This window comes from Microbacterium sp. 01T413_2 (assembly GCF_056398985.1).
In genome coordinates, this window is record NZ_JBFTQL010000003.1 from 1 (window position 1) to 23,473 (window position 23,473).

Below are 23,473 nucleotides of genomic sequence, written 5' to 3' on the forward strand. Positions count from 1 at the left end.
ATCGAACGGCCGATCGTCCGGGCCGGCGCCTCCGCGTCGGGCGCACCCGCCCGCCAAGACCGCAACACCGAAGGAGCTCCTTTCCATGACCGATGCAGTCCTCGCCACCGCAGCCCCCGCGATCGGATCCGCCGATGCCGCCTGGTGGCGCCAGGCCGTCGTCTACCAGGTCTATCCGCGCAGCTTCGCCGACTCGAACGGCGACGGGCTGGGCGACATCCGCGGCGTCACGGACGAGGCCGACTACCTGGCCGGGCTCGGCGTCGACGCCGTGTGGCTGAGCCCGTTCTACCCCTCCGCGCTCGCCGACGGCGGCTACGATGTCGACGACTACCGCAACGTGGATCCGCGCCTGGGCACCCTGGCCGACTTCGACGACATGATCGCGGCGCTGCATGGCCGCGGCATCAAGGTGATCGTCGACATCGTGCCGAACCACTCCTCCGACCGGCACGCGCTGTTCCAGGCCGCGCTCGCCGCCCCCAAGGGGTCGCCCGAGCGCGACCGCTACATCTTCCGCGACGGACTCGGCGAGAACGGCGAGCTGCCGCCCGCCGACTGGACGAGCGTCTTCGGCGGCCCCGCCTGGGAGCCGGTCGGCGATGGCCAGTGGTACTTCCACCACTTCGCGACCGAGCAGCCCGACTTCAACTGGGACAACCCCGACGTGCACGCCGAGTTCCTGCACACGCTGCGGTTCTGGTCGGACCGCGGTGTCGACGGCTTCCGCATCGATGTCGCGCATGGCCTCAGCAAGGACCTGCCGGCGGTGCTGCCCAGTCAGGCCGAGCTCGACGCGATGGACCGGACGACCGGCCAGCACCCGCTGTGGGATCGCGACGCGGTGCACGAGATCTACCGCGAATGGCGTCGCGTGTTCGACGAGTACGACCCTCCGCGCATCGCCGTGGCCGAGGCGTGGGTCGCAACCCCGGAGCGGCGCGCCAAGTACGCGACGCCCGAGGGGCTCGGCCAGGCGTTCAACTTCGACCTGCTCGAGGCCGACTTCGACGCCGCGCAGTTCCGGCACATCGTGACCGACAACCTCGCGCAGAGCGAGGCGACCGGATCCAGTTCCACCTGGGTGCTCTCCAACCACGACGTGGTGCGGCACGCCACCCGCTACGGCCTCGAGCCGCTCAACGGTCGGCAGGTCAAGCAGGGCTCGGCGTGGATCCTCGCCGGCGGACCCGCGGATCAGGTCGATCTGGAGCGGGGCGGCCGCAGGGCGCTCGCCGCATCCCTGTTCCTGCTCGGCCTGCCCGGCAGTACCTACCTGTACCAGGGCGAGGAGCTCGGCCTGCACGAGGTCGCCGACATCAAGGCCGAGGACCGGCAGGATCCGGCGTTCTTCCGGGGCGCGGATCCGGAGCGCGATGGCCTGGGACGTGACGGCTGCCGTGTGCCGCTGCCGTGGTCGAGCACCGGGTCATCGCTCGGATTCGGCACCGGCGGCGCGCACATCCCGCAGCCGGCCTGGTTCGCGAGCTACGCGGTCGAGGCGGAGGATGCGGATCCGTCGTCGTCGCTGAACGCTTACCGTCGGGCGCTCGCGCTGCGCCACGAGCTGCAGACCGGCGAGACCCTGGAGTGGATCGAGACCGGCCGTGACGACGTGCTGCGCTTCGCCCGCCCCAACGGGTGGCAGGTCGTGACGAACTTCGGCACGGAGCCGTTCGCGCTCGCCGCCGGGGAGGAGCCGGTGCTCGGCGCGCTCGTCGACGGTGCGGTGCCGGGCGAGAGCACGGTCTGGCTGCGCGGCTGACGCGGACGACGGAGCGCGGCCCCTCGCGGGGTCCGCGCTCCGTCCTCGCCTGCGCTCACGCGATGTGCAGGTAGCGCAGCAGCAGGCAGCCGCCGGACCGATCGACCGTGTCGAGCTCGAAACGCTGCAGCACGCCGTCCGGATCGTCTCCGAACAGTCTCTTCCCGCGTCCGGCCAGGCTCGGAGCGACGATCAGTCGCATCTCATCCACGAGCTCGGCGGCGATCAGTTCACGTGCAAGGGAGAGACTGCCGTGAATGCCGATATCACCGCCGGACTGCTTCCTGAGATCGGCGACGAACGAGGCCGGTGATCCGCTGACGTGCGACGAATGCGCCCATGCCGGCTCCAGGGGTGAGGAGCTGAACACGTACTTCGGTGTGCCGTTGATGAAGTCCGCGAAGGGCTGCACCGTCGAAGTCGGCCAATACGGCGCCCACTTGTCGTAGGTGCGCCGCCCGAGCAGCACTGCGTCCTGTGTCGAGATGGTCTCCGCCAGGAAGTCGCCGATCCCGGTTCCGGTGTCCCGCAGCCACTCGCCCTCTCCCGGATCATCCGCGAAACCATCGATCGACATCAGTTCGTACAGCACGACGCGACGTGTGGTCGGTGCAGAGGTCTGGCTCATGCGTCTCTCCTCGCTGAGGGTTTCAGGGGTCCTGCCTGGAACCTACTCGCCGGTGGCCGTCCTGTGTTGTGCAAGGGTTCCGTGGATGGTCCGCTGTCAGGGAGTGATGTTCTTCTGCGGGCGGCAATGGCGGCCACCCTGGCGGTCAGGGTCGGACATGTGCCTTGAGGATCCGACAGGGTCACGACATCCGCAAGAAGATTCACTCCCGGTGTCACATTCGGCCGCTCTTCCCGGTCAAGATCAGTAAGAGCATGGCGACGATCATCGTGCGCGGCGAAGGGTGAGGATCACGGACGATCAGATGTCTGTTGAGTGGGTCGACCTCGACTGCGCCGCGGACGTGTTCGCGCAGGAGTGTCGGCGACTGTTCGGCATCGCCTATCGCATGCTGGGCAGCGTCGCCGATGCGGAAGACATCCTGCAGGATGCGTGGATTCGCTGGCAGCACACCGACCGATCGATCGTGAAAGAGCCGAGGGCGCTTCTCACGACGGTGGTCACCCGCCTGTGCATCAATGAAATGCAGTCGGCTCATGCCCGTCGGGAGACGTACATCGGTCCATGGCTCCCTGAACCGGTGAATACCGAGGATGATCCTCTACTAGGCGCGGAGCGCGGTGAAGCCTTGGACCTGGCTGTCCTGCTGCTGCTCGAGAAGCTCACCCCGACCGAACGGGCGGCGTACGTTCTTCGTGAAGCGCTCGACTATCCGTACGAGCGGATCGCGGTCATCGTGCGGTCCTCGGTGCCCGCAGCTCGGCAGCTGGTGAGCAGGGCGCGCAAGCATCTCGCGGACAACAGGCGTAACGCGGTGCCCGCGGGCGAGCACCGCCGGCTGCTGGAGACGTTCCTCGTCGCCGCCCGGACTGGGGATGTAGCTGCACTGGAGGATCTTTTTGCGTCCGATGTCGTCAGCTACACAGACGGGAACGGGGCGAAGCTCGCTGCGCGAATTCCTGTCATCGGCCGCACTCGGGTGGCGAAGTTCGTCGCTGCCTTCTCCAGTCACTTCTGGACCGGAAAACGGATCGGCTGGGTTGAAGTCAACGGGCAACCGGCAGCCACGTTGTCCGAGAACGGGGTGGTCACCACAGCCGTGACCGTGACGGCCGCAGCGGATGGCATCGTCCAGCTCCTCTGGGTCATGAGCCCGGACAAGCTGCAGCATCTCACGTCGGCCGGAGCATGACCCGTCGATCACCATCGCGCACTCTCGGTCCTCTCTCCCCGCGAAGCGCGCGCCGTCACGAATCCCACGTCGAGACGATTCGGCAACTGCTCGCCACAGGTGACCGGTCCCGTCTCGCGAAGAAGCTGCGCCGCGGCGTCACACTTCTCGTCGACAGCGGCGGACGAGTGGTCGCCCCCACGATTCCGGTGTTAGGCCGCGCGGAAGTGTCTGATGTCCTCGTGAACCTGATGGGACCCGCCACCGGGTTCACGTCGACGGTCGTCGACGTGAACGGAGCGCCGGCCATGGTCTTCCGTGACGGAAGTCGCGTCGCCGCAGTTCTGAACCTCCGCATACAGTTCCGTCGAGTCGCTGGGCTGTGGGCAGTGCTCAACCCTGACAAGCTGCGGCACTGGAACACACGCTGACGCTGTCACAGAGCGGGTCCCCTTCCGGTCACTACTGATGAGGCGTCGGCACCGGCGCCCCCGCAGACGAAAGGCAAGGACATGGCGAAGATCGTTGTGATCGGCGGTACCGGACTGATCGGTTCGAAGGTTGTCGCGAAGCTGAACGCGCACGGCCACGAGGCAGTGGCGGCATCTCCCAACACGGGTGTGAACGCATTGACGGGAGAAGGACTGGCCGAGGTCCTGGTCGGCGCCGACGTCGTCGTCGATGTCTCGAACTCTCCGTCCTTCGAGGAGAACGCCGTGCTGACCTTCTTCACCACGTCCACCCGCAACCTGCTGGCCGCGGAGGCAAAGGCCGGCGTCGGGCACCACGTCGCGCTGACCATCGTCGGCACCAACCGCCCGCAGAACATCCCCTACTTCCGGGCCAAGACGGCGCAGGAGAAGCTGATCCGCGAGTCGGGCATGCCGTACTCGCTCGTGCACGCCACGCAGTTCTTCGAGTTCCTCGGTAGCATCGCGGACATCTCGGTCGGGGCAGACGGCGCCGTGCACCTGCCCGGTGCCCTCATCCAGCCGATCGCTGCCGAAGACGTGTCGACGGCCGTCGCGCGCACCGCCGCTGGGGAGCCCATCAACGGTGACCGTGAGATCGCGGGCCCGGAGCAGTTCACGATGGACGAGTTCGTCCGGCGTGGTCTCGCATTCCGCGGCGACAGCCGCCAGGTGGTGCAGGACCCTGACGCGCAGTACTACGGCGCGCACATCGACGAGCGCACGCTGATCCCCGTCGACGGCGCGATCATCTTCGAGACCACCCTCGAGGAGTGGCTGCCCGCCAACCCGCCCCGCAACTGAACCGTTGGGGCGACTCCGCGCCCCACGGAAGACGGCCACTCCGACGCGTGGCGAGTCCGAGTGGCCGTCTAGATCCACGAAGTCAGTGGTCACCCTCTATGGCGCGGCGTTCCTCAGCCGCGGAAACGGAGTCTCAAAGTGGAAGATCTCGACACGTCACCGGCGTTGCTGGGTGCCCTCAGCTCAGAACAGTCCATGCTCCAGTCGATTGCGGGGTCGACGATCAACGAAGCCGGCACGCGGTCGATGATCTACCTCTCTGCGCTATCCGGTGGGCTCGTCGCCCTCGGTTTCGCCAGCTCGACAAAAGGCCTCCTCGCCCCGCTGGCACTCACGGTGCTGCCCACGATCTGGCTGCTCGGCTGGTTCACCATCGTGCGACTCGTCGACACCACTGTCGAGAACGTCTCGGTGACGAGGCGGATCGAAGCCATACGCGCGTACTACGCCAGACTCACTCCCACTGCGCACAGCTTCTTCGCCGCAGAAGACCCGTTGTCGAACGGCAAGTTCGGCGTCCGATACTCCCGCTGGTCTGTGATCTTCGCCATGGCGTCGATGATCGCTCTCGTCAACGCCGTGCTCGCAGGATCGATCACTGCTTTGGCCCTTGCCATCGCCGCACGCACGTCGACCGTGGTGGCCACGGCAGCCGGCATCGGCGTCGGCATCCTTCTTTTCGCCGCAACCGTGGTCTACGAGCGGATCAGGGTCGGTGCCCTGTTCCCCCGGCCGGACCGTCATCATGCCGGCGCGGCGATCTCGGCTTCGGCGGGGGGAGGGACCCACTCACCCTCGTAAGACGCGTCGGTCTCATGCGGATCAGGATCCGTTTTGATAATGATTCTCATTTACCGTAGGGTCGAGATCATGAAGAAGCCCCTCGCCGCCCTCGCGCTCGCCGCCGCCTCGATCCTCGCCCTCGCGGGCTGCTCCGCGACGGCCGATCCCGCGTCCTCGTCCGGATCGGGCGCCATCGCGGTGACGGCGTCGACCAATGTCTGGGGCGACATTGCGAAGGAGATCGGCGGCGAGCACGTCGAGGTCACCTCCGTCATCGCGTCGCTGTCGCAGGATCCGCACGAGTACGAGGTCACCGCCGCCGATCAGCTGAAGGTTCGCGGGGCGAAGCTGATCCTGGAGAACGGCGGCGGCTACGACGCGTTCTTCGGCGACCTGGTCTCGAAGTCGGGGAGCAAGGCGCCGGTGGTCACCGCGGTGACGTTCGCGCCGAGCTGGCCGAAGGGCGAGGACGGGATGAAGACCGCCGAGGGCTTCAACGAGCACGTCTGGTACGACACGGCGGTCGTCGAGGACGTCGCGAAGAAGGTCGCCGACGAGCTGAGCGGGATCGACCCGGCGCACAAGGCGGACTTCGAGAAGAACCTGGCGACGTTCGAGACGGGGATCGCGGGACTGAACTCCTCGCTCGCGACGATCAAGGGCGCGCACCAGGGCGAGAAGATCTTCGTCACGGAGCCGGTCCCGCTGTACCTGACGGCCGCCGCGGGCCTCGTGAACGTCACGCCCGAGGCGTTCAGCCACGCAGTGGAGGAGGGTCAGGACGTGCCGCCGGCGACCCTGCTGGAGGCGACGAACCTCGTCGAGTCGGGTCAGGTCAAGGCGCTGTTCGCCAACGCCCAGGCCGGCGGTGCCGAGACCACGAAGATCATCGGTGTCGCGAAGGAGAAGGGCGTGCCCGTCCAGGAGGTCACCGAGCTCGTTCCGGACGGCAAGACCTACCTCACCTGGATGAAGGACAACATCGACACGCTCTCGCGTAATCTCGACAAGTGACCTCTCCCGCCGCCTCTCCGGCCGCTCCGCTGCTGCGGATCCGCGGCGCCGGCATCCGCCGGGACGACCGGGAGCTGTGGAGCGGACTCGACCTCGACGTCGCCCCGGGCGAGCTCGTCGCGGTGCTCGGCCCCAGCGGCACCGGCAAGACCACCCTGCTGCGCGCGATCCTCGGGCTGCAGGACCTCTCCGAAGGCACCATCGAGGCGGCAGGGCAGCCGGTGCGCCGACGTGGGAACCGCCGCATCGGCTATCTCCCGCAGGCGCGTCCGCTGCCGGCCGAGACGTCGCTGCGGGGTCGTGACCTGGTCGCGCTCGGCGTCGACGGGCACCGGTTCGGCCTGCCGATCCCGCGCCGCGGCGACCGCGCCAGGATCGACGCGCTGGTTGCGGCGGTGGGTGCCTCCTCCTTTGCGAACCGCCCCGCGGGCACCCTCTCCGGCGGCGAGCAGCAGCGGCTGCGCGTGGGACAGGCGCTCGCCGATGACCCGCGACTGCTGCTCTGCGACGAGCCCCTGACCAGCCTCGACCTGGCCAATCAGCGAGCAGTGGTGGAGCTCATCGACCGGCACCGCCGCACCGGCGCCGGGGTGCTGCTGGTGACCCACGACATCAACCCGGTGCTCGACATCGTCGACCGGATCCTGTACCTCGCGAACGGCCGGTTCACGCTGGGCACGCCGCACGAGGTGCTCACCACGCGGGTGCTCTCGGATCTCTACGGCGTGCCCGTGTTCGTCTCGGAGGTCGGGGGTCGGCTCGTCGTGGTCGGAGCGCCCGACGCGGAGAGCGCCGCGCACCATCACGACCACGACGGACCGGACGGGGAGGCCGCCGCATGAACCTCGCGGACATCGGCCAGGCCATGTTCGGCGGTCTGTCGCAGTACGGCGAGATCCTCGCGCTGGTCTCGAACTCGGTCTGGGCGGGAGCCGTGCTCGGCCTCGTCGGCGGCCTGATCGGCGTCTTCGTGATGCAGCGCGACATGGCCTTCGCGGTGCACGGCATCAGCGAGCTGTCCTTCGCGGGCGCCGCCGTCGCCCTGCTGGTCGGCGTCGACGTCGTCACCGGCTCGATCGTCGGATCCCTGATCGCCGCCGCGATCATCGGCTGGCTGGGCGCCCGCGCACGCGACCGCAACTCGATCATCGGCGTGCTCATGCCGTTCGGCCTCGGCATCGGGATCCTCGCCCTCTCGCTCTACAACGGGCGCGCAGCGGGCCGGTTCAGCCTGCTGACGGGGCAGATCGTCTCGGTGCAGTCGGACCAGCTGGGCTGGCTGACCGGGATCTGCGCCCTCGTGCTGCTGGGCCTGCTACTCATCTGGCGGCCGCTGCGCTTCGACTCGCTCGACCCGCAGTCCGCGGCCGCTCGCGGTGTCCCCACGGTCGGGGTCTCGTTCGCCTTCATGCTGCTGCTCGGCCTGGTCGTGGCGGTCGCGGTGCACATCATCGGCGCGCTGCTGGTGATGGCGCTCGTGGTGACCCCGGCCGCCGCGGCGATGCGGGTGCGCTCGGGCCCGCTGTCGGTTCCGGTGCTGGCGGCCGTGTTCGGGGTGGTGTCCGCGGTCGGCGGCATCCTGCTGGCGGTGATGGGCACGCTTCCGGTGAGCCCCTACATCACGACGGTCTCGTTCGTGATCTACCTCGTCTGCCGCGCGATCGGATCCCGTCGGGATCGCGTGGTGCGCTCGACGGCCCGCACCGCGGCGGCGGTCAACCGGCCGTGATCGACCGCCGACTCGCCACGCCTCCCCGCGTGCCGCGCGATCGGCCTTCCCGGGGCGACAATCCTCCCGGGGCGAGTGGAGGAGTTCGGCGATGGGACACGGGCACGGACATGACACGGCCGCGATCCGCGAGGTTCGCGTTGCTCGGACTCCGCAGCGCATCCTGCTGACGACGCTGATCGTCGTCGGGGTGGTGACGATCGTCGGGCTGCTGCTTCTCTGGCCTTCCGCAGCGCGTCCGGGAGGGGTGGCGACCGGTTCCGCGTCCGCGCGGAGCACGACCTATCCGACCGGCGAGATCGTGAAGCTGACTGACTGCGCAGATCTGCCACCATCGGCGGGCGGCGGATCCGGCGGGGCATCCGGCTCGGGCTCCGGGGGAGCGGGCGCCGGTCCCAGTGGTCAATCGGGCGCCGGTGGCGTGGCGGCCCCTGCTGCGGGAGGCGCGGCCCCCGCGCCCTGCTTGATCGCCCAGGTCAGGATCGAGAGCGGCGCCCGTGCCGGAGACAAGGTCACGACCATGCTGAACGGGCCGTTCGCCCGTGCGGGTCTGCGTTCCGGCGACCGGCTCGAGCTGCAGGTGACCGAGGTTCCGGGGCGCGCGAAGGTCCCGCAGCCGGGTGGCGTGGATCCGGGGGTCTCGGCGTTCGGAGTGGTCAGGACCGTACCGCTCGCGGTGTGGGCCGGACTGTTCGTGCTGGTCGTGGTCGTGGTCGGGCTGCTTCGAGGGTTGCTCGCCCTCGTCGGCTTGGTGTTCAGCGGCGCCATGATCGTGATGTTCATGCTGCCCGCCCTGCTTCACGCCGGGCCCGCGATGGCCATCGCCCTCGTCGGCTCCTCTGCGATCCTCTACGTCGTGCTGTATCTCGCGCACGGCATCTCCATGCGCACGAGCGCCGCGCTGGCGGGAACCCTGGCGGGCGTTGCCATCACCGCGATCCTGGCCCAGCTGGCGGTCGGTACCACCCGGCTCAGCGGCCTCGACGAGAGCGCCGGCTTCCTTGCGCCGATGGTGCCGCAGGTCGACTTCCAGGGGCTGCTGACCTGCGCGATCATCATCGCCGGCCTGGGCGTGCTCAACGACGTGACGATCACGCAGAGCTCCTCCGTCTGGGAGCTGCGCGCAGTCGCCCCGCAGCTCTCACGGCGGCAGCTCTTCGGCCGGGCGATGCGCATCGGTCGAGACCACATCGCGTCCACCATCTACACGATCGTGTTCGCCTACGTGGGGGCTTCGTTGAGCGTGGTGCTCCTGCTCTACGTGTACGACCAGCCGATGGTGAGCCTGCTGAGCCTGGAGGACATCGCGACGGAGGTCGTCCGCACGCTGTGCAGCGGGATCGGGCTCGTCCTCGCCGTTCCGCTCACCACCGCCATCGCCGTCGCGCTGCTGCCGCCCCGGTCCGCCGTGACGGGGGAGTCGATGCCGGCTTCGCTCGGTGAGGACGACGCCGAGAAGGTCGCCTGGCTGCGCACGCTGCGCACGGTCGAGGACGAACCGCTGACGAGGCCGAGTCCGCGCACCTGGTGAATCCCGCGGCGCCGATCACGGGACGGGGCCCTGAGGCCGGCGCGAAGGCCTGCCCAGGGCCTGGTCCTGGAGGCTAGGCCGTCGGATCGCCGTAGCGCTCGGCGATCTCCTTCGATCCCGGCCATCCCTCATAGGTCGGATGCTGGGGCCATCCGTCCGGGACGTCCTGCCAGACCTCCTGGCGCCCGTAGGGCAGCACGTCGGCGATCGCGAAGGTGAGCATGAACTGCTCGGCCCCGCGGCCGGAAGTGTGCCAGGTGCGGTAGACGTCGTCCCCGTCGCGCAGGAACACGTTGTATCCGAATCCCTCGCCGGGACCGGCGTCCATGTCGGCGCCGAAGCTCGTGCCGGCCGCCGAGTACCAGGTCATCAGGTTCCCGACCCGCTTCTTGTACGCGAGGATCTCGTCCATCGGCCCGTTGGTGACGATGACGAATCGTGCATCCAGGGGCTCCACGATGTCGGGGCGCGCGAACTGGGCGGTGCCGCCGGTGCAGCCGGGGCACTGCCAGGTCGCTCCATCCGTCCACATGTGGTGGTAGACGACCAGCTGGCTGTGCCCGTCGAAGATGTCGGCCAGCCTGACGGCGGAGCCGTCCTCGGCGATCAGTGTGTACTCAGGCAGCTTCACGGCGGGCAGCCGGCGACGCGCGGCGGCGATCGCGTCCAGCTCGCGGGTCGCGGCCTTCTCGCGGACGCGCAGCTTCGCGAGCTCCTCGCGCCAGGTCTGCTCGTCGACGACAGGGGGCAGAGCGGTCATGACATCCTCCGTTGGTCGTTCCAGTCGCGCCGAGGGCGCCGATGTTCACGGCGTCCACATCTGCTATGTTCACACCGTACACATCGCGCTGATCCGGTTCAAGAGGCGGAACCAGTCCCGAGGGGAGGAGATCCGGTGGCCTACCATCACGGCGATCTCGCGACCGCCCTCGTCCAGGCGGGGATCGAACTCAGCCGTGAGGGCGGGCCCTCGGCGGTGACGATCCGCGAGGCGACCCGACGGGCCGGGGTGTCGCCGAACGCCGCGTACCGGCACTTCCCGAACCGCGCGGCACTGCTCGACGCGACCGCGGCCGCGATCCAGCAGGGTCTGGCCGCCGCGATGACCGATGCCCCCGACCGCTCTCCGGCCGCGCGGCTGCGTCGGATCGGCGTCGCCTACGTCGACTTCGCCCTGGATGAGCCGGGATGGTTCGCCGTGGTCTTCTTCGGGATCCGGCCGCCGGATCCTGCGACGGTGCGGGAGGCTCCTGCGTTCGTGGCGCTGACTGCCGCGCTCGACGATCTCGTCGCGGCCGGCGAGCTCTCCGCCGAACGCCGCGACGACGCCGCCTGGGCGTGCTGGGCCACCGTGCACGGCTTCGCGGAGCTCTGCCTGCGCGGACCGCTCTCCGGCGTGGACCGGGAGGAGCAGCGCCGTCGCGCCGAGGTCGCGGTCCGCGCGGTGGTCGCCGGGATCCGTTCCGAGGACGCCGACAGCTCAGCGGCGTGAACGGCGCCGGGACCGGGCTGCGTCGACGCGGCGATCCTCCTGCCGATCGTTCCGCGCCCAGCCGGGCTCCAGCCCTGTCGGCACAACGGAACGCCGGGTTAGGATCTTCAGGACTCGCGCGGATCGCGGACCCCGCACCCAGGGGCGCCGGACGACGCGATTCACCCTCCGCATCCATCCTTCCGGCACATCCCCCCTGCCCGGGAGAAGGAGGGGCGAACAGAAAGGCGCGGCACGTGGCCGAGGCAACCGAGGACCGAGCAACCGAGGACAAAGGCCCCCAGGGCGACTTCTTCGATCAGCTGCTGGACAGCCCTACGACGCAGCAGTCCTTCACGATCGGCTTCCGCGGCTATGACAAGACCGAGGTCGACGCGCACCTGACCGCCCTCACGGAGGAGCTGCGGCGCGCGTCCGAGTCCGGCGCGAAGGCCGACGCGCACCTGCGCGGCGAGCTCAGCAAGGTCGCGGAGAAGCACCGCGAGGAACTGGAGAAGGCGACCGCCGCGCATGAGAAGCGTGCGGCGCAGCTGGAGTCCGACCTCGCGACGGCGAACGCCAAGATCGCCGAGTCCGCGCAGCAGATCCAGTCGCTGAGCACCGCTCTGGCCGGGTCCCAGGAGGACATCGACGAGGCCACCTCGCGCTCGCAGTTCGAGACCGTGCTGCGCGTGGCGGAGGAGCAGGCCAGCGTCCTGATCCAGAACGCCGCGGTGCAGGCGGAGCGTCTGCTCGACGCCGCCCGCGACGAGGCCGCCGCCAAGCGCGCCGAACTCGACGCCGACGTCGCGCGCATCACGGCGCAGGCCGAGCGCGACGCCGACCAGGTGCGCCTGAAGATGGAGACCGAGTTCACGGCGCACACCGCGCAGGTCGAGCGCGAGGCCGCGCACGCCGCCGAGAAGGTGAACCACGCCGAGCAGGAGGCGCACTCGATCCGCACCGAGGCCGAGAAGGGCGCCGCGGCGCTGCGCGCGATGGTCACCCGGGAGACGACCGATCTGCGCGTCTCCGCCGAGCGCGAGGTGCGCGAGATGAACGCGCGGGTGCTGGAGATGGAGGAGTCCCTCACGCGCCGTCAGGATGACGCGCAGCAGGAGTTCCTCGTGCTGCACAACCAGGCCGTCGCGCACGCGGAGCGCATCACCGCCGATGCCAACGAGCAGGTCGCATCCTCGCTGGCGCACGCCGAGCGGATCTCCGCCAAGGCCGAGGACTACGAACGCCTGATGCGCTCGCAGGCCAGCGCGATCGAGGCCGAGGCGCAGGTGCGCGCCCGCGAGACCCTCGACCGCGCCCGCACCAAGTCGCAGAAGATCGTCGACATGGTCACCGCGCACACCGCGAACGTCGTGCGCGACGCCGACGACCGGGCCCGGCAGCTGCGCTGGCAGCAGCAGCAGCTCACCAGCTTCATGGCCGAGGTGCGCGAGCTGATCCGCCCCGACGGCGCTCTCGGCAGCGAGGCATCCGGATCCGCTGCCGCCGCCGAGACGGAGAGCCCGGCAGAGACCGACGGGGCCGAGGCACCCGCGGAGGGCACCGAGGCCTGACCCCTTCCGGGGTCGTTGAGCGAACACGTGCGCAGCGCCCGTGAGACGAAACGCGGTGATCTCGCAAGGTCGCCGCGTTTCGTCTCGGTGGCTGAGCGTCCTCGCTCAACGACCGTGCGGCGCCGCGCTCAATGACCCCGTGCCGCCGCTCGGAGGTCACGGATACGCTGCTCCCAGCCGCAGGCCAGCACCCCGCTCTAGACTCGAGGCATGGCCCAGCGGAACACGTGGCAGCGCGAACGCGTGCGCGAGGAGCTCTCCGACCTGCGCGGATTCGTGAGCGCGCAGTCGCTGCACCAGGCCCTGCGCGAGGCCAATACCGGCATCGGCCTGGCCACCGTCTATCGCGCCCTCGCCGGACTCGCGGCCTCCGGTGAGGCCGATTCGCTGCAGAGCCCCGAGGGTGAGGCGCTCTACCGCGCGTGCAGCAGCGAGGGCCACCACCACCACCTGATCTGCCGCTCCTGCGGGATGACCGTGGAGATCGAGGCGACCGACGTCGAGCAGTGGGCGCAGCGCACCGCGGCCCAGCACGGCTTCCGCGACGCGGAGCACGTGGTGGACATCTTCGGACTGTGTGCGAACTGCGCGAACGCCGCCCAGGAGTGATCCCCGCGTGACCTTGACGACCCCCGGCCGCCGTACGACCGCAACGCGCGACGGCGCGACGACTCCGCACGCGCTGCGCACCCCGCCGCCGCGGCTGTCCGGGCGCACGGCACTCATCGGTGCAGCGATCGGCGTCGCCGTAGTGGCCGCCCTCGTTGCAATCGACGTGTTCGCGCCGCATCTGTTCTCCGCCCGCCTGCCGAACCGGCTGCAGGACGGGCTCACCCTGTCACTGAGCGTGCTGTTCGAGGCGCTGCCTTTCGTGATCCTCGGGGTGCTGCTCTCGATCGCGGTGCAGGTATGGCTGCCCGCCGGCGTGATCGAGCGCGTGCTGCCGAAGCGTGGCTGGGCGCGCAGGGCCGTGCTGTCGCTGCTGGGCATGCTCATCCCGGTGTGCGAGTGCGGCAACGTGCCGTTCGCCCGCGGGCTGATGATGCGCGGGCTGGGACCTGCGGAGGCGCTGACGTTCCTCATCGCGGCTCCCATCGTCAACCCCATCGTGATCCTCACGACGCATGCCGCGTTCGGCTTCGACGGCGGGATCCTGGTAGCCCGTCTCGTCGGCGGCTACCTCGTCGCCAACCTGATCGGCTGGGTGTACAGCCGGCATCCCGATCCCGACGCGCTGCTCACCGCGCGGTTCCGCGACACCTGCGAGGTCGTCGTGCACGAGCAGGGATCCGGGATCCGCCGGAGCCTGGCCCAGTTCCTCATCGAGCTGCGCGCCGTGATGCCCGCGCTGATCATCGGATCCGCGCTCGCGGGCGCCGTGCAGGTGCTCGTCCCGCGCGACGTGCTGCTGGCGATCGGCTCCAACCCGCTGCTGTCCGTCGTCGCGATGATCGCGCTGGCCATCTCGGTGGCGATCTGCTCGAACGTGGACTCGTTCTTCGCGCTCTCGTTCGCCTCGACGTTCTCGCCGGGCGCGATCGTCGCCTTCCTCCTGGTGGGTCCGCTGGTCGACATCAAGATGATGGCGCTGCTGCGCACCACCTTCACCGCCCGCACCCTCGGCGGGATCGTCGGCATCGTGATCCTGTTCGGCTTCGCCCTGGGGATCGGGGTGAACGTCTTTGCCTGAGGTTCTTCCTGAGACGACGACTGCGCACCGGCCCTCTCGTGCGCAGGCACTCGGCACCCGCTGGCTCGGCGCCGGTCTGGCCGTCGCGCTCGCGATCGCCACCCTCGTCCTCGCCTTCACGGGGCGGCTCACGCTCTACATCAGCCCCGAGACGGTGTGGTTCGCCGTGGCCGCAGCGATCGCGACGCTGGTCGGCGCCGTATGGTCGTGCGTGCTGCCGCTCGGCGCGGAGCAGGACCACGGTCACGATCACGGAGACGCCGACCACGGGCATGACCACGACCACGCGCCCGCCCGGTCCGGCCGCCGCGTGCTGGGCACGGTGCTGGGTGCGACGGGCGGAGTGATCGCGACCGGTGTCGTCGCGGGAGCTCTGTTGCTGCCTCCTGCGTCCCTCTCGGTGGACATGGCGATGCAGCGAGCCCCGATGGGCAACGTGCTGTTCGCCGGCGCCGACGACGTCGCCCTCGGAGCGAACACCGACACCAGCACGTTCGGCGTGGGCGGCTGGGCCAGCGTGTTCGCCACGGGCTCCCGGCCCGAGAAGTACGACGGATCCACGGTGACCCTCACCGGCTTCCTCACGCCCAGCGGATCCGCGAAGGATCAGGCGCACCTGACCCGCATGGTCATCACGCACTGCGTGCTCGACGCGCAGCCGGCGTCGGTGCCCGTGCAGATCAGCGGCTGGCAGGGCCAGTACGCTGTGGGCGACTGGATTCAGGTGAAGGGGACCGTTCGCGCCAGCGCGGACGGGAAGCTCTCGATCGTGCCGGCCAGTGTGTCGAAGATCTCGGAGCCGAAGGACCCCTATGAGCACTGACGACGCGGATCACCCCCTCACCCGCGCCGAGTTGCGCGCGCGCCGTGCGGCGGAGGAGGCGGCTGCCGGGGTGGAAGCCGCGGCGCCGGAAGATTCCGAGCCGGCCGAGCCTTCCGAGGCCGCTGCGCCGAGGGCCTCGACTGCGGCGGACGCTCCTGAGGCTCCGCAGGTCCCCGCCGTGCCGACCGCGGATGAGCCGGTCACCCGCTCTGCGGCGCCCGAGCAGGTCTTCGACGACACTCCGGGACCGCGGCGGACGCCGAACGCAGGATCGGGCACAAGCGCCTCGACGGCCGATGCCGCTCCGGCGCAGGCCGAGGCCGAGTTCCCGGACGTCGCCCCCGCGCCGGCCGCGGCGGCGGCGACGCGCGTGCACCAGGAGGATCCGCCCCTCGTGCCGGACGATGCGCATGTCGAAGAGCCGCCGGCGGATACACAGCTCACGCTGCCGATGGACCCGCGGCTCGAGCCCCCGGAGTGGCAGCCCCATCCCACGCCGGCCCCGGTCGCGCGCCGCCGACGGTTCCCGCTGGTCCTCGGTGCGGTGATCGGGGCGCTCGTGCTCGTGGTCGCCGCGTTCGGGGTGATCACGCTGTTGCAGGGACCGCGCGTGAGCAGCGTGAAGATCGACGCGCAGTCGGCGATCGACGCCTCCGGTACGCGCATGATCATCACCGCCAGCCAGCCGCTGGCGAAGGTGGATCCGAAACAGGTGAGCGTGAGCCCCAAGGCTCCATTCACCGTCGACACGTCGGGGCGCAACCTCGGGATCCGCTTCACCGTGCCGCTCGACGACGACACGACCTACACGGTCACCGTCAAGGATGCGACCGGCACCGACAAGCAGCGTCAGAGCACACTGCAGGCGACCTTCCAGACGCCGAAGTCGACGATCTTCCTGCTGCAGCGCAACGCCGACGGCGATGACACGATCTTCCTCACCGACCTCGGCGGCAAGAACGCCGTCCCGGTGGTGCAGCACGAGAAGATCGACGACTTCCGCGCCACGGCCGACCACCTCGTGGTGGCGACGGAGAAGGGCGGCACGTCGGTGCTGCTGGTGATGGATCGGAAGGGCAAGAACCAGCGGGAGCTGAAGCTGCCCGGCCCCGGGTTCCTCTCGAACCTGCAGGTGTCCGAGCGCGGCAACCTCGTCGGCTACACCTTCACCGACAAGGGCATCAGTGCGACCAGCGGTCGGGCGAGCATCCTGGTGAGCCAGTCGCTCACGGGCGACGGCGAGCCGCAGATCGTCACGGTCGGGGACAAGATGCCGAGCATCGCCCAGTGGGCGTTCGTGCCCGACTCCTCCTCGGCGCTGTTCATCGACTTCAGCGGTGCGCTGTACGTCGAGGACCGTTCCGATGCGAAGGCGAAGCCGACGGCCCTCGGCGCCGCGCAGACCGTCGAGGGCATCTCCCGAGGCACCTACACGGCGATCGTCAGCCGCGGCAACGACCTGGTCGAGCTGAACCTGGCGGACGGATCCGAGAAGCCCCTGGCCGCCTCCACCCCCGACTTCGGCGTGCCGGGCACGATCGCGCCCTTCCCCGGAGGCACGCTGCGACAGGTCGCCACCCGCGACGCCACCGGGTTGCCGACCGGGCAGATCGTCACCCGGGTGGACGACGACGGCAAGGCGACGAAGCTGTTCAGCGTGACCGGATCCGACGCGATCATGCAGGCCTGCCCGTCCCCGAGCGGGCAGTACAGCGCGATCGTGGTGGCGCCCAAGCTCGTGAACAACCCCTACGACCAGTCGCTGCTGCCCCTGCCGACCACGATGCAGACGCACATCGTCGACACGAAGACCGGCAAGGAGCTCGTCGTGCTCGCCGGCTTCGACCCGTCGTGGTGCGCGCAGGCGCCGCACCGGTGATGACCGGCGCGGGTCTTCCGCCCGCCGGCGACGGCCTGCGCCGCGCCCGGCGGGAGGACCTGCAGGCGCTGCCGCTCGAGGTGGCGCCGCGCCTGCTCGGCGCCCGGCTGCGCACGTTCGTGGACGGCGCCGAGGTGCAGCTGCGGATCACCGAGGTCGAGGCCTACCACGGCAAGGGCGTGGGCCCGGTGCCGGATCCCGGCTCCCACGCCCGGATGGGCCGCACCGCGCGCAACGCCACGATGTGGGGCGAGCCCGGGCATCTGTACGTGTACCTCAGTCACGGCATCCACTCCTGCGTGAACGTGGTGTGCGCACCCGACGGCGTCGCCGGTGGTGTGCTGCTGCGGGCCGGCGAGGTCGTCTCCGGTGTCGAGGCGGCGGCGGTGCGGCGCGGTGTGCGTCCGAAACTCAGTCGATCTGGGGGTGCCGACGCGGATCCGGCGCTGGACAGCGCCGGATCAACTGAGTTTCAGACCCGGGAGCTGCGCGACCTCGCGCGCGGACCGGGCCGGCTCGGTCAGGCGTCGGGCCTGCGGCACCCGCGGCACGACGGCATCGACGCCGTCACGGGCGGCGAGCAGGCGGGAGCGCGGGCCGAGCTCTGGCTAAGCTCGCCGCTGGCCGAGGTCGCGACGGGCCCGCGAGTGGGGGTGGCCGGTCACGCCGGCACGGATGCGTTCCCCTGGCGGTTCTGGATCCCCGGGGATCCGACCGTGTCCCCATTCCGCTGGGGCCGGGGCGCCGCCGAGGCCGCCGCAGCCGCCGACACGCCCGGCCGCTGATCCGTGCTAAAGTAGCTCTTTGTCTGCGCACACTCCTGTGCGCAGTTCGTGTGCCTCCCCTTCTGAACCGAGCGATCGGGCAGGGGAGAGGCGTGCAGACAAGGGATCTTGGGTGGGGCCGTCCGGCCTCACGGTAGAGAAGGAGTCATCATGGCAGCAGTGTGCCAGGTGACCGGAGCAGTTCCCGGTTTCGGTCACAACATCTCGCACTCGCACCGTCGGACGAAGCGCCGCTTCGACCCGAACGTGCAGAAGAAGACGTATTTCGTTCCGTCGCTCGGTCGTAAGATCACGCTCAACGTGTCCGCCAAGGGCATCAAGGTGATCGACGCCCGCGGCATCGAGCGGGTCGTCGCGGACCTCCAGGCGAAGGGTGTGAAGCTCTAATGGCCAAGAAGGCTCAGGACATCCGTCCGATCATCAAGCTGCGTTCGACCGCGGGCACGGGGTACACCTACGTGACCAAGAAGAACCGCCGCAACACCCCCGACCGCCTCGTGCTGAAGAAGTACGACCCGGTGGTTCGCAAGCACGTCGAATTCCGAGAGGAGCGTTGATCCATGGCTAAGAAGAGCAAGATCGCGCGCAACGAGCAGCGCAAGGTCGTCGTCGAGCGTTACGCCGAGCGTCGTGCCGAGCTGAAGAAGACCCTGGTCGACCCGAACGCGACCGAGGAGGCCCGCGAGGCCGCCCGCGTCGGCCTGCAGAAGCTTCCGCGCAACGCGTCGCCTGCCCGCGTCCGTTCGCGCGACGCCATCGACGGCCGCCCCCGCGGTGTCCTCACGAAGTTCGGCATCTCGCGTGTCCGCTTCCGTGACATGGCGCACCGTGGCGAGCTGCCCGGCGTGACCAAGTCGAGCTGGTAAGTCTTACCGGTCCCTGAGTTCATCCCAGGGACGCAAGGGGCGAGGATCGTCGGATCCTCGCCCCTTCTGCGTGTCCGGAGGCCTCGTCACACCTCGGGCGTCGCCACCGGTTCGCGGAGCTCGTTCGCGGTGGCCCAGCCCAGCGCGTCGTCGGCGATCTGCTCCCAGCCGTCCTGGCTCACCAGCCGGTGGGTGCGCCCCGGGTACTCGCGGTAGTCGACGACCGCCGGACTGCCGCTGGAGCGGTACTTCTTGACGATGGCCTTGCCGATCGCCGGGGGCACGACGTGGTCGATCTCGCCGGTGATGACCAGGAGCGGTGCGCGGTCGGTGCGGTCGTAGTCGACGTGGGTGACGCCGCTCTTCTCATTGAGCACGGACGAGACGCCCTCGAAGAAGACGCGGTTGTAGGAGTTGACCGCGTACTCCTGCCACAGCCGGTCGGACTCCGCGCGGGGCAGGTCGTTGCCGAAGGTGAAGTGGAAGTGGCGCTTCGACAGCGGCTTCGCGCCGTTGCGTCCGAACGGGTTGGACAGGATCGGGGTGCCCGTCCACAGCGTCGACAGCGGCAGTGTCGTGATGCCGGCGGTCTGCCCCGGGGCGACTCCGACGTAGGCGGCACCGAGGCCGCGGTCCGCGAGCATCTGAGTGATCACGCCACCGAACGAGTGCCCCATGATGATCGGCTTCACCGGGAGGGCGCGGATGATTCGCTCGTAGTGGTCGACGATCTGCTTCAGGCCCACGCCCTTGAGCGCTTCGGGGTTGCGCCGGATGTCTTCGACGTCGCGGTCGTCGATACCGGGCCAGCCCGGGACGATCACCTCGTGGCCGGCGTCGCGGAAGCGCTGCGCCCAGGTGTTCCAGCTCTTGGGCGTCATCCACAGCCCATGGATGAGGACGATCGGGGTCTTGGTCGAGGGGGTCATGTCGTGCTCCTTGGGTGATTCGGTGTTCGAGTGGTCTGCGGGATCCGCGTCTGCTGCTTCGCTGCCCATGGTAGACTGAACGTTCTATCTACACAAGAGTATTCCCGTGTGGCACGATGGACGAGGAAGGGCATTCATGACGACGACCACAACGACGGTCCGCCCCGGCTCGGCGCGGCAGAGACTGCTCGACGCGGCGACCAAGCTCTTCTATCGCGAAGGCATCCACTCGGTTGGCGTCGACCGGATCATCGAGACCGCGGGCGTCACCCGCGCCACGATGTACAAGCAGTTCTCGGGCAAGGAGGGGCTGGTCCTCGCTTACCTCCAGGGCGAGGACGAAGAACTGCGCGGACTGTTCGCGCTGGCTGCCGAGGCATCGGATGATCCCGCCGTGCTGCTCGACCTCGTCGTGGACGGGATCGCGCACGACATCCGTGAGCGTCACACGCGCGGTTGCCCTTTCATCAACGCCGCCGCCGAATACCCTGATCAGGGCCCGGTGCGAGACCTCATCGCGGTGCACCGCGAGTGGTTCCGCGAGACGCTGAGGCAGCTGGCCGAGGGGGCGCAGCTGCGCGACCCCGACGCGGTGGCGGCTTCTCTCGTCCTGCTCCGCGATGCGGCCCTGGTCGGCGGGTACCTCGACGGACAGAACAGGGTCGCTCCCGCGTTCGCCCGCACCGCGCGAGACCTCATCGCCGCTCACGGCCGGTGACCTCCGGGCGCCCGCCCCTGTGACTGGAGTGACGAATGAGGCGCGACACGCCGTCTCAAAACGTCAAAACCCGCGAAATGACGCGGAAATCCGGGGTTTGGTTGATACATTCAAGGCGGTCGTTCGACCAACGGGGGGCATCCGCCCATCCGGAACTCTGATACGAAGCGACGGGTTCCCGTCGCTGGAGGATGAAATGGCTGACAAGTCCATCACCAAGACCGAGCTCGTCGCGAGCATCGCCAGCGCCACCGGCCAGAGCCAGGCTGCCGTCTCCGGCGTTCTCGATGCCCTGTTCGCCACGGTCTCGGACGCTGTTGCCAAGGGCAGCAAGGTCTCGATCCCGGGCTGGATCTCCTTCGAGCAGGTCGCCACCGCCGCCCGCACGGGCCGCAACCCGCAGACCGGCGCCGAGATCAAGATCCCGGCCGGCAAGCGCGTCAAGGTGACCGCTGGTTCCAAGCTCAAGGCTGCCGTCAAGTAATTCTGGCTTCGCCTCGCAAGGCCGTCCCTCTCTCGGAGGGGCGGCCTTTCGCGTGGGGCCTCGCAATCGGCCGGGCTCCCGGCAGACCCCGAGCGACACCGGAATAGGCTGGAGGGGTGAATCGCCCCGCCACCGGGGTCCGCCCCGAGACCGGGTCGGACGCCGCCCGCTCCGCCCTGCCCGCCGGATCCCCGACGCTGCGCATCGCCGGTCCCGTGATCCTTGTCGGCGCCGCGATCCTCGCCGTCGTCGCCGGGCTCGCGTTCGGCGGGGGCGCAGCGCCCAACCTGCTCCTCGATCCCGGACCCGTGGTGCGCTGGGGCCTGCCCGTCGTGAAGACGATCAGCAACCTGGGCGCGGCGGCGATGCTGGGCTCCCTCGTGCTCGCGTTGTTCGCCCTGCGCAGCGGGGCGCGCTCTTTCGAGATCGCACTGGACACCGCCTCGATCGGTGCCGCGGTCTACACGGTCGCAAGCGCCGTGGCGGGTCTGTTCACGTTCCTGCAGACGCTCGGTGTGAAGCTCAGCGCGGGGCCGGAGTTCGGCGCCCAGCTGGGCCGGTTCCTGCTCGAGCTCCCTCTCGGTCAGGCCTGGCTGATGACGGTGCTCGCGGGCGCCGTCATCACGATCGCCGCGTTCGCCTTCCGCGGCTGGACCGCCACTCTGCTCACCGCGATCCTCGCCGCCGCCTCGTTCGTCCCGCTCGCCACGCAGGGCCATGCGGGCGAGCTCAGCGGCCATGACGCCGCGGTGAACTCGCTGCTGCTGCACACGGTCGGCGCCGCGGTGTGGATCGGCGGCCTCGTGCTGCTGATCGTGCTGCGCGGATCCCGCAGCGAGCTCGCCGACGCCGGGCGTGGCGGCGCCCGCAAGGGCAGCGCCACGGCCGGTGCGCACGCCTCCGCCAAGCCCGGGGCGAAGAGCGCCAAGAGGCCCGCCGGCGCGAAGAAGACCAGGGGTGCCCTCACCTTCGCGGACCTCGTGCGCCGCTACTCCTCCCTCGCCCTCGCCGCGTACATCGTGGTCGCGGTCTCAGGCATCGCCCGCTCCATCGTCGCCGTGGGCGACTGGGCCGGTCTGCTCACGCCCTACGGCGGTCTCATCGTCGCCAAGGCGATCGTGCTGATCCTGCTCGGTGCGCTCGGAGCCCGCTACCGCACCCGGCTCATCCCGAAGCTCGAGCAGGACGGATCCGGCTCCGCGTCGGCGAACGCGGGCGGATCCGGCCCGTTCTGGACCCTGGTGCTGCTGGAGCTCGCCCTCATGGGCATCGCCTCCGGCCTCGCCGCCGCGCTCTCGCGCACCGCGCCGCCCACCGGCCTCGAGGTGGCCACCGTGCGCACGCCGGCCGAGATCCTCACCGGCTCCCCGCTGCCCCCCGAACTCACCCCGATCCGCTGGATCACGGCGTGGAACATCGACCTGATCTGGGCGACCGCCGCGGCGTTCGGAATCGCGCTGTACGTGCTCGGAGTCCTCCGTCTGCGCAAGCGCGGCGACGCCTGGCCGATCCACCGCACGGTGTTCTGGATCCTCGGGATGCTGGGGCTGGTGTGGGTCACCGGGGGCGCGATCAACGCGTATCAGGAGACCCTGTTCAGCGTGCACATGCTCGGGCACATGATGCTCTCCATGGCGATCCCGCTGCTGCTCGTGGCCGGCGCACCGGTCACGCTCGCCCTGCGCGCGATCGACAAGCGCGACGACGGCACCCGCGGCGGGCGGGAATGGATCCTGTGGGCGGTGCACTCGCCGTTCTCGCGGGTGGTCACCAACCCGTTCGTGGCGGCGGCGATCTTCGTGCTGTCGCTGTGGGCGTTCTACTTCACCGACCTCGTGCGCTGGGCCATGACCGACCACATCGGGCACGAGTGGATGACGATGCACTTCCTCATCTCGGGATACCTGTTCGTGCTCAGCCTCATCGGCGCGGATCCGGTTCCGCGGCGGCTGCCGTACGCCGGACGCCTGATCACGCTCATCGCCGTGATGGCCACGCACGCGTTCTTCGGCATGGCGATCATGATGCAGTCGGGCCTGATGGTCGCCGAGTGGTTCGGATCCATGGGCCGCACCTGGGGGGCGACGCCGCTGCAGGACCAGTACGTGGGCGGCGGCGTGGCATGGTCGGTGGGGGAGATCCCGACGCTGATCCTCGCCATCACGGTCGCGATCCAGTGGAGCCGCAGCGACGCGAAGGTGCAGAAGCGTCAGGACCGGGCTGCCGATCGCTCGGGCGATGCGGAGCTCGAGGAGTACAACGCGCGGCTCGCCGAACTCGCCGAGAAGGACGCCAGGGCTGCCGCCCGCGGGCGCTGAGGCCCCCACGGGGTCGTTGAGCGAGCGAAGCGAGACGAAAC

The 23,473-nt window shown here is 69.6% G+C and carries 25 protein-coding genes; 22 read left to right on the plus strand and 3 right to left on the minus strand.

All coding sequences use genetic code 11. From position 1 onward, the window contains the following. The first annotated feature begins 85 nt into the window (after positions 1–85). Complete coding sequence (locus AC1DMN_RS02660; protein ID WP_477383882.1) at positions 86–1,765, plus strand: glycoside hydrolase family 13 protein; 1,680 nt, start codon at positions 86–88, stop codon at positions 1,763–1,765. 55 nt (positions 1,766–1,820) lie between these two features. Here AC1DMN_RS02660 and AC1DMN_RS02665 read toward each other — a convergent pair whose 3' ends face one another. After that, a complete protein-coding gene (locus AC1DMN_RS02665; RefSeq protein WP_441978196.1) occupies positions 1,821–2,393 on the minus strand; it encodes a dihydrofolate reductase family protein in 573 nt (190 codons plus the stop codon). Between the two features lie 304 nt (positions 2,394–2,697). Here AC1DMN_RS02665 and AC1DMN_RS02670 point away from each other — a divergent pair, with 304 nt between their 5' ends. The 8 genes from AC1DMN_RS02670 (at position 2,698) to AC1DMN_RS02705 (ending at position 9,895) form a co-directional block, all read left to right on the plus strand. Further along, positions 2,698–3,585 carry an RNA polymerase sigma-70 factor gene (locus tag AC1DMN_RS02670; protein ID WP_477230088.1) on the plus strand — a complete coding sequence of 296 codons (888 nt, stop codon included), beginning with the start codon at positions 2,698–2,700 and terminating at the stop codon, positions 3,583–3,585. Positions 3,586–3,791: 206 nt separating this feature from the next. Beyond that, positions 3,792–3,995 (plus strand): sigma-70 family RNA polymerase sigma factor family protein, encoded by a 204-nt coding sequence (locus AC1DMN_RS02675; protein ID WP_441978198.1) that lies wholly within the window; start codon positions 3,792–3,794, stop codon positions 3,993–3,995. 81 nt (positions 3,996–4,076) lie between these two features. Next, positions 4,077–4,838, plus strand: coding sequence for an SDR family oxidoreductase (locus AC1DMN_RS02680; RefSeq protein ID WP_441978199.1), 762 nt, complete (start codon positions 4,077–4,079; stop codon positions 4,836–4,838). Between the two features lie 138 nt (positions 4,839–4,976). After that, on the plus strand, positions 4,977–5,639 hold the full coding sequence (locus tag AC1DMN_RS02685; protein ID WP_477230089.1) for a hypothetical protein: 663 nt from the start codon (positions 4,977–4,979) through the stop codon (positions 5,637–5,639). Positions 5,640–5,708: 69 nt separating this feature from the next. After that, entirely contained in the window at positions 5,709–6,635 is a 927-nt protein-coding gene (locus tag AC1DMN_RS02690; RefSeq protein WP_477230090.1) for a metal ABC transporter solute-binding protein, Zn/Mn family, read from the plus strand. Then, on the plus strand, positions 6,632–7,477 hold the full coding sequence (locus AC1DMN_RS02695) for a metal ABC transporter ATP-binding protein (RefSeq protein ID WP_477230091.1): 846 nt from the start codon (positions 6,632–6,634) through the stop codon (positions 7,475–7,477). The genes AC1DMN_RS02690 and AC1DMN_RS02695 overlap by 4 nt, the downstream gene beginning before the upstream one ends. Then, positions 7,474–8,364, plus strand: coding sequence for a metal ABC transporter permease (locus AC1DMN_RS02700; protein ID WP_477230092.1), 891 nt, complete (start codon positions 7,474–7,476; stop codon positions 8,362–8,364). The genes AC1DMN_RS02695 and AC1DMN_RS02700 overlap by 4 nt, the downstream gene beginning before the upstream one ends. Positions 8,365–8,455: 91 nt before the next feature. Beyond that, positions 8,456–9,895: a YibE/F family protein gene (locus tag AC1DMN_RS02705; protein ID WP_477230093.1), complete on the plus strand. Its 1,440-nt coding sequence runs from the start codon at positions 8,456–8,458 to the stop codon at positions 9,893–9,895. 73 nt (positions 9,896–9,968) lie between these two features. Here AC1DMN_RS02705 and AC1DMN_RS02710 read toward each other — a convergent pair whose 3' ends face one another. Beyond that, positions 9,969–10,655 carry a DUF899 family protein gene (locus AC1DMN_RS02710; protein WP_440732573.1) on the minus strand — a complete coding sequence of 229 codons (687 nt, stop codon included), beginning with the start codon at positions 10,653–10,655 and terminating at the stop codon, positions 9,969–9,971. A 135-nt stretch (positions 10,656–10,790) separates the two neighbouring features. Here AC1DMN_RS02710 and AC1DMN_RS02715 point away from each other — a divergent pair, with 135 nt between their 5' ends. The 10 genes from AC1DMN_RS02715 to rpsN all read left to right on the plus strand — a co-directional run bounded on the left by AC1DMN_RS02715 (position 10,791) and on the right by rpsN (position 18,983). After that, on the plus strand, positions 10,791–11,387 hold the full coding sequence (locus AC1DMN_RS02715) for a TetR/AcrR family transcriptional regulator (protein ID WP_477230094.1): 597 nt from the start codon (positions 10,791–10,793) through the stop codon (positions 11,385–11,387). A gap of 236 nt (positions 11,388–11,623) precedes the next feature. Continuing rightward, positions 11,624–12,940: a cell division initiation protein gene (locus AC1DMN_RS02720; protein WP_477230095.1), complete on the plus strand. Its 1,317-nt coding sequence runs from the start codon at positions 11,624–11,626 to the stop codon at positions 12,938–12,940. Positions 12,941–13,150: 210 nt separating this feature from the next. Continuing rightward, complete coding sequence (locus AC1DMN_RS02725) at positions 13,151–13,549, plus strand: Fur family transcriptional regulator (RefSeq protein ID WP_440732570.1); 399 nt, start codon at positions 13,151–13,153, stop codon at positions 13,547–13,549. A 94-nt stretch (positions 13,550–13,643) separates the two neighbouring features. Then, positions 13,644–14,630 (plus strand): permease, encoded by a 987-nt coding sequence (locus tag AC1DMN_RS02730; protein WP_440733200.1) that lies wholly within the window; start codon positions 13,644–13,646, stop codon positions 14,628–14,630. Further along, entirely contained in the window at positions 14,623–15,453 is an 831-nt protein-coding gene (locus tag AC1DMN_RS02735) for a TIGR03943 family putative permease subunit (protein ID WP_440732569.1), read from the plus strand. The genes AC1DMN_RS02730 and AC1DMN_RS02735 overlap by 8 nt, the downstream gene beginning before the upstream one ends. Further along, positions 15,443–17,332 carry a TolB family protein gene (locus AC1DMN_RS02740; protein ID WP_477230096.1) on the plus strand — a complete coding sequence of 630 codons (1,890 nt, stop codon included), beginning with the start codon at positions 15,443–15,445 and terminating at the stop codon, positions 17,330–17,332. The genes AC1DMN_RS02735 and AC1DMN_RS02740 overlap by 11 nt, the downstream gene beginning before the upstream one ends. Beyond that, positions 17,332–18,117 (plus strand): DNA-3-methyladenine glycosylase, encoded by a 786-nt coding sequence (locus AC1DMN_RS02745; protein ID WP_477230097.1) that lies wholly within the window; start codon positions 17,332–17,334, stop codon positions 18,115–18,117. The genes AC1DMN_RS02740 and AC1DMN_RS02745 overlap by 1 nt, the downstream gene beginning before the upstream one ends. Positions 18,118–18,267: 150 nt before the next feature. Next, positions 18,268–18,504: a 50S ribosomal protein L28 gene (gene rpmB, locus AC1DMN_RS02750; protein WP_045250845.1), complete on the plus strand. Its 237-nt coding sequence runs from the start codon at positions 18,268–18,270 to the stop codon at positions 18,502–18,504. Further along, a complete protein-coding gene (gene rpmG / locus AC1DMN_RS02755; RefSeq protein ID WP_045250846.1) occupies positions 18,504–18,674 on the plus strand; it encodes a 50S ribosomal protein L33 in 171 nt (56 codons plus the stop codon). Before rpmB ends, rpmG begins: the two co-directional genes overlap by 1 nt. A gap of 3 nt (positions 18,675–18,677) precedes the next feature. After that, a complete protein-coding gene (gene rpsN, locus AC1DMN_RS02760; protein ID WP_233311002.1) occupies positions 18,678–18,983 on the plus strand; it encodes a 30S ribosomal protein S14 in 306 nt (101 codons plus the stop codon). A gap of 86 nt (positions 18,984–19,069) precedes the next feature. Here rpsN and AC1DMN_RS02765 read toward each other — a convergent pair whose 3' ends face one another. Continuing rightward, positions 19,070–19,912, minus strand: a complete 843-nt coding sequence (locus AC1DMN_RS02765; RefSeq protein WP_477230098.1) for an alpha/beta hydrolase — start codon at positions 19,910–19,912, stop codon at positions 19,070–19,072. Positions 19,913–20,048: 136 nt separating this feature from the next. On the opposite strand from AC1DMN_RS02765, the gene AC1DMN_RS02770 reads away from it, so the two are divergent. The 3 genes from AC1DMN_RS02770 to AC1DMN_RS02780 all read left to right on the plus strand — a co-directional run bounded on the left by AC1DMN_RS02770 (position 20,049) and on the right by AC1DMN_RS02780 (position 23,432). Continuing rightward, complete coding sequence (locus AC1DMN_RS02770; protein WP_441978210.1) at positions 20,049–20,630, plus strand: TetR/AcrR family transcriptional regulator; 582 nt, start codon at positions 20,049–20,051, stop codon at positions 20,628–20,630. Positions 20,631–20,826: 196 nt separating this feature from the next. Then, positions 20,827–21,114: an HU family DNA-binding protein gene (locus AC1DMN_RS02775; protein WP_045250850.1), complete on the plus strand. Its 288-nt coding sequence runs from the start codon at positions 20,827–20,829 to the stop codon at positions 21,112–21,114. A gap of 116 nt (positions 21,115–21,230) precedes the next feature. Next, complete coding sequence (locus AC1DMN_RS02780) at positions 21,231–23,432, plus strand: bifunctional copper resistance protein CopD/cytochrome c oxidase assembly protein (protein ID WP_477230099.1); 2,202 nt, start codon at positions 21,231–21,233, stop codon at positions 23,430–23,432. Positions 23,433–23,473: the final 41 nt, after the last annotated feature.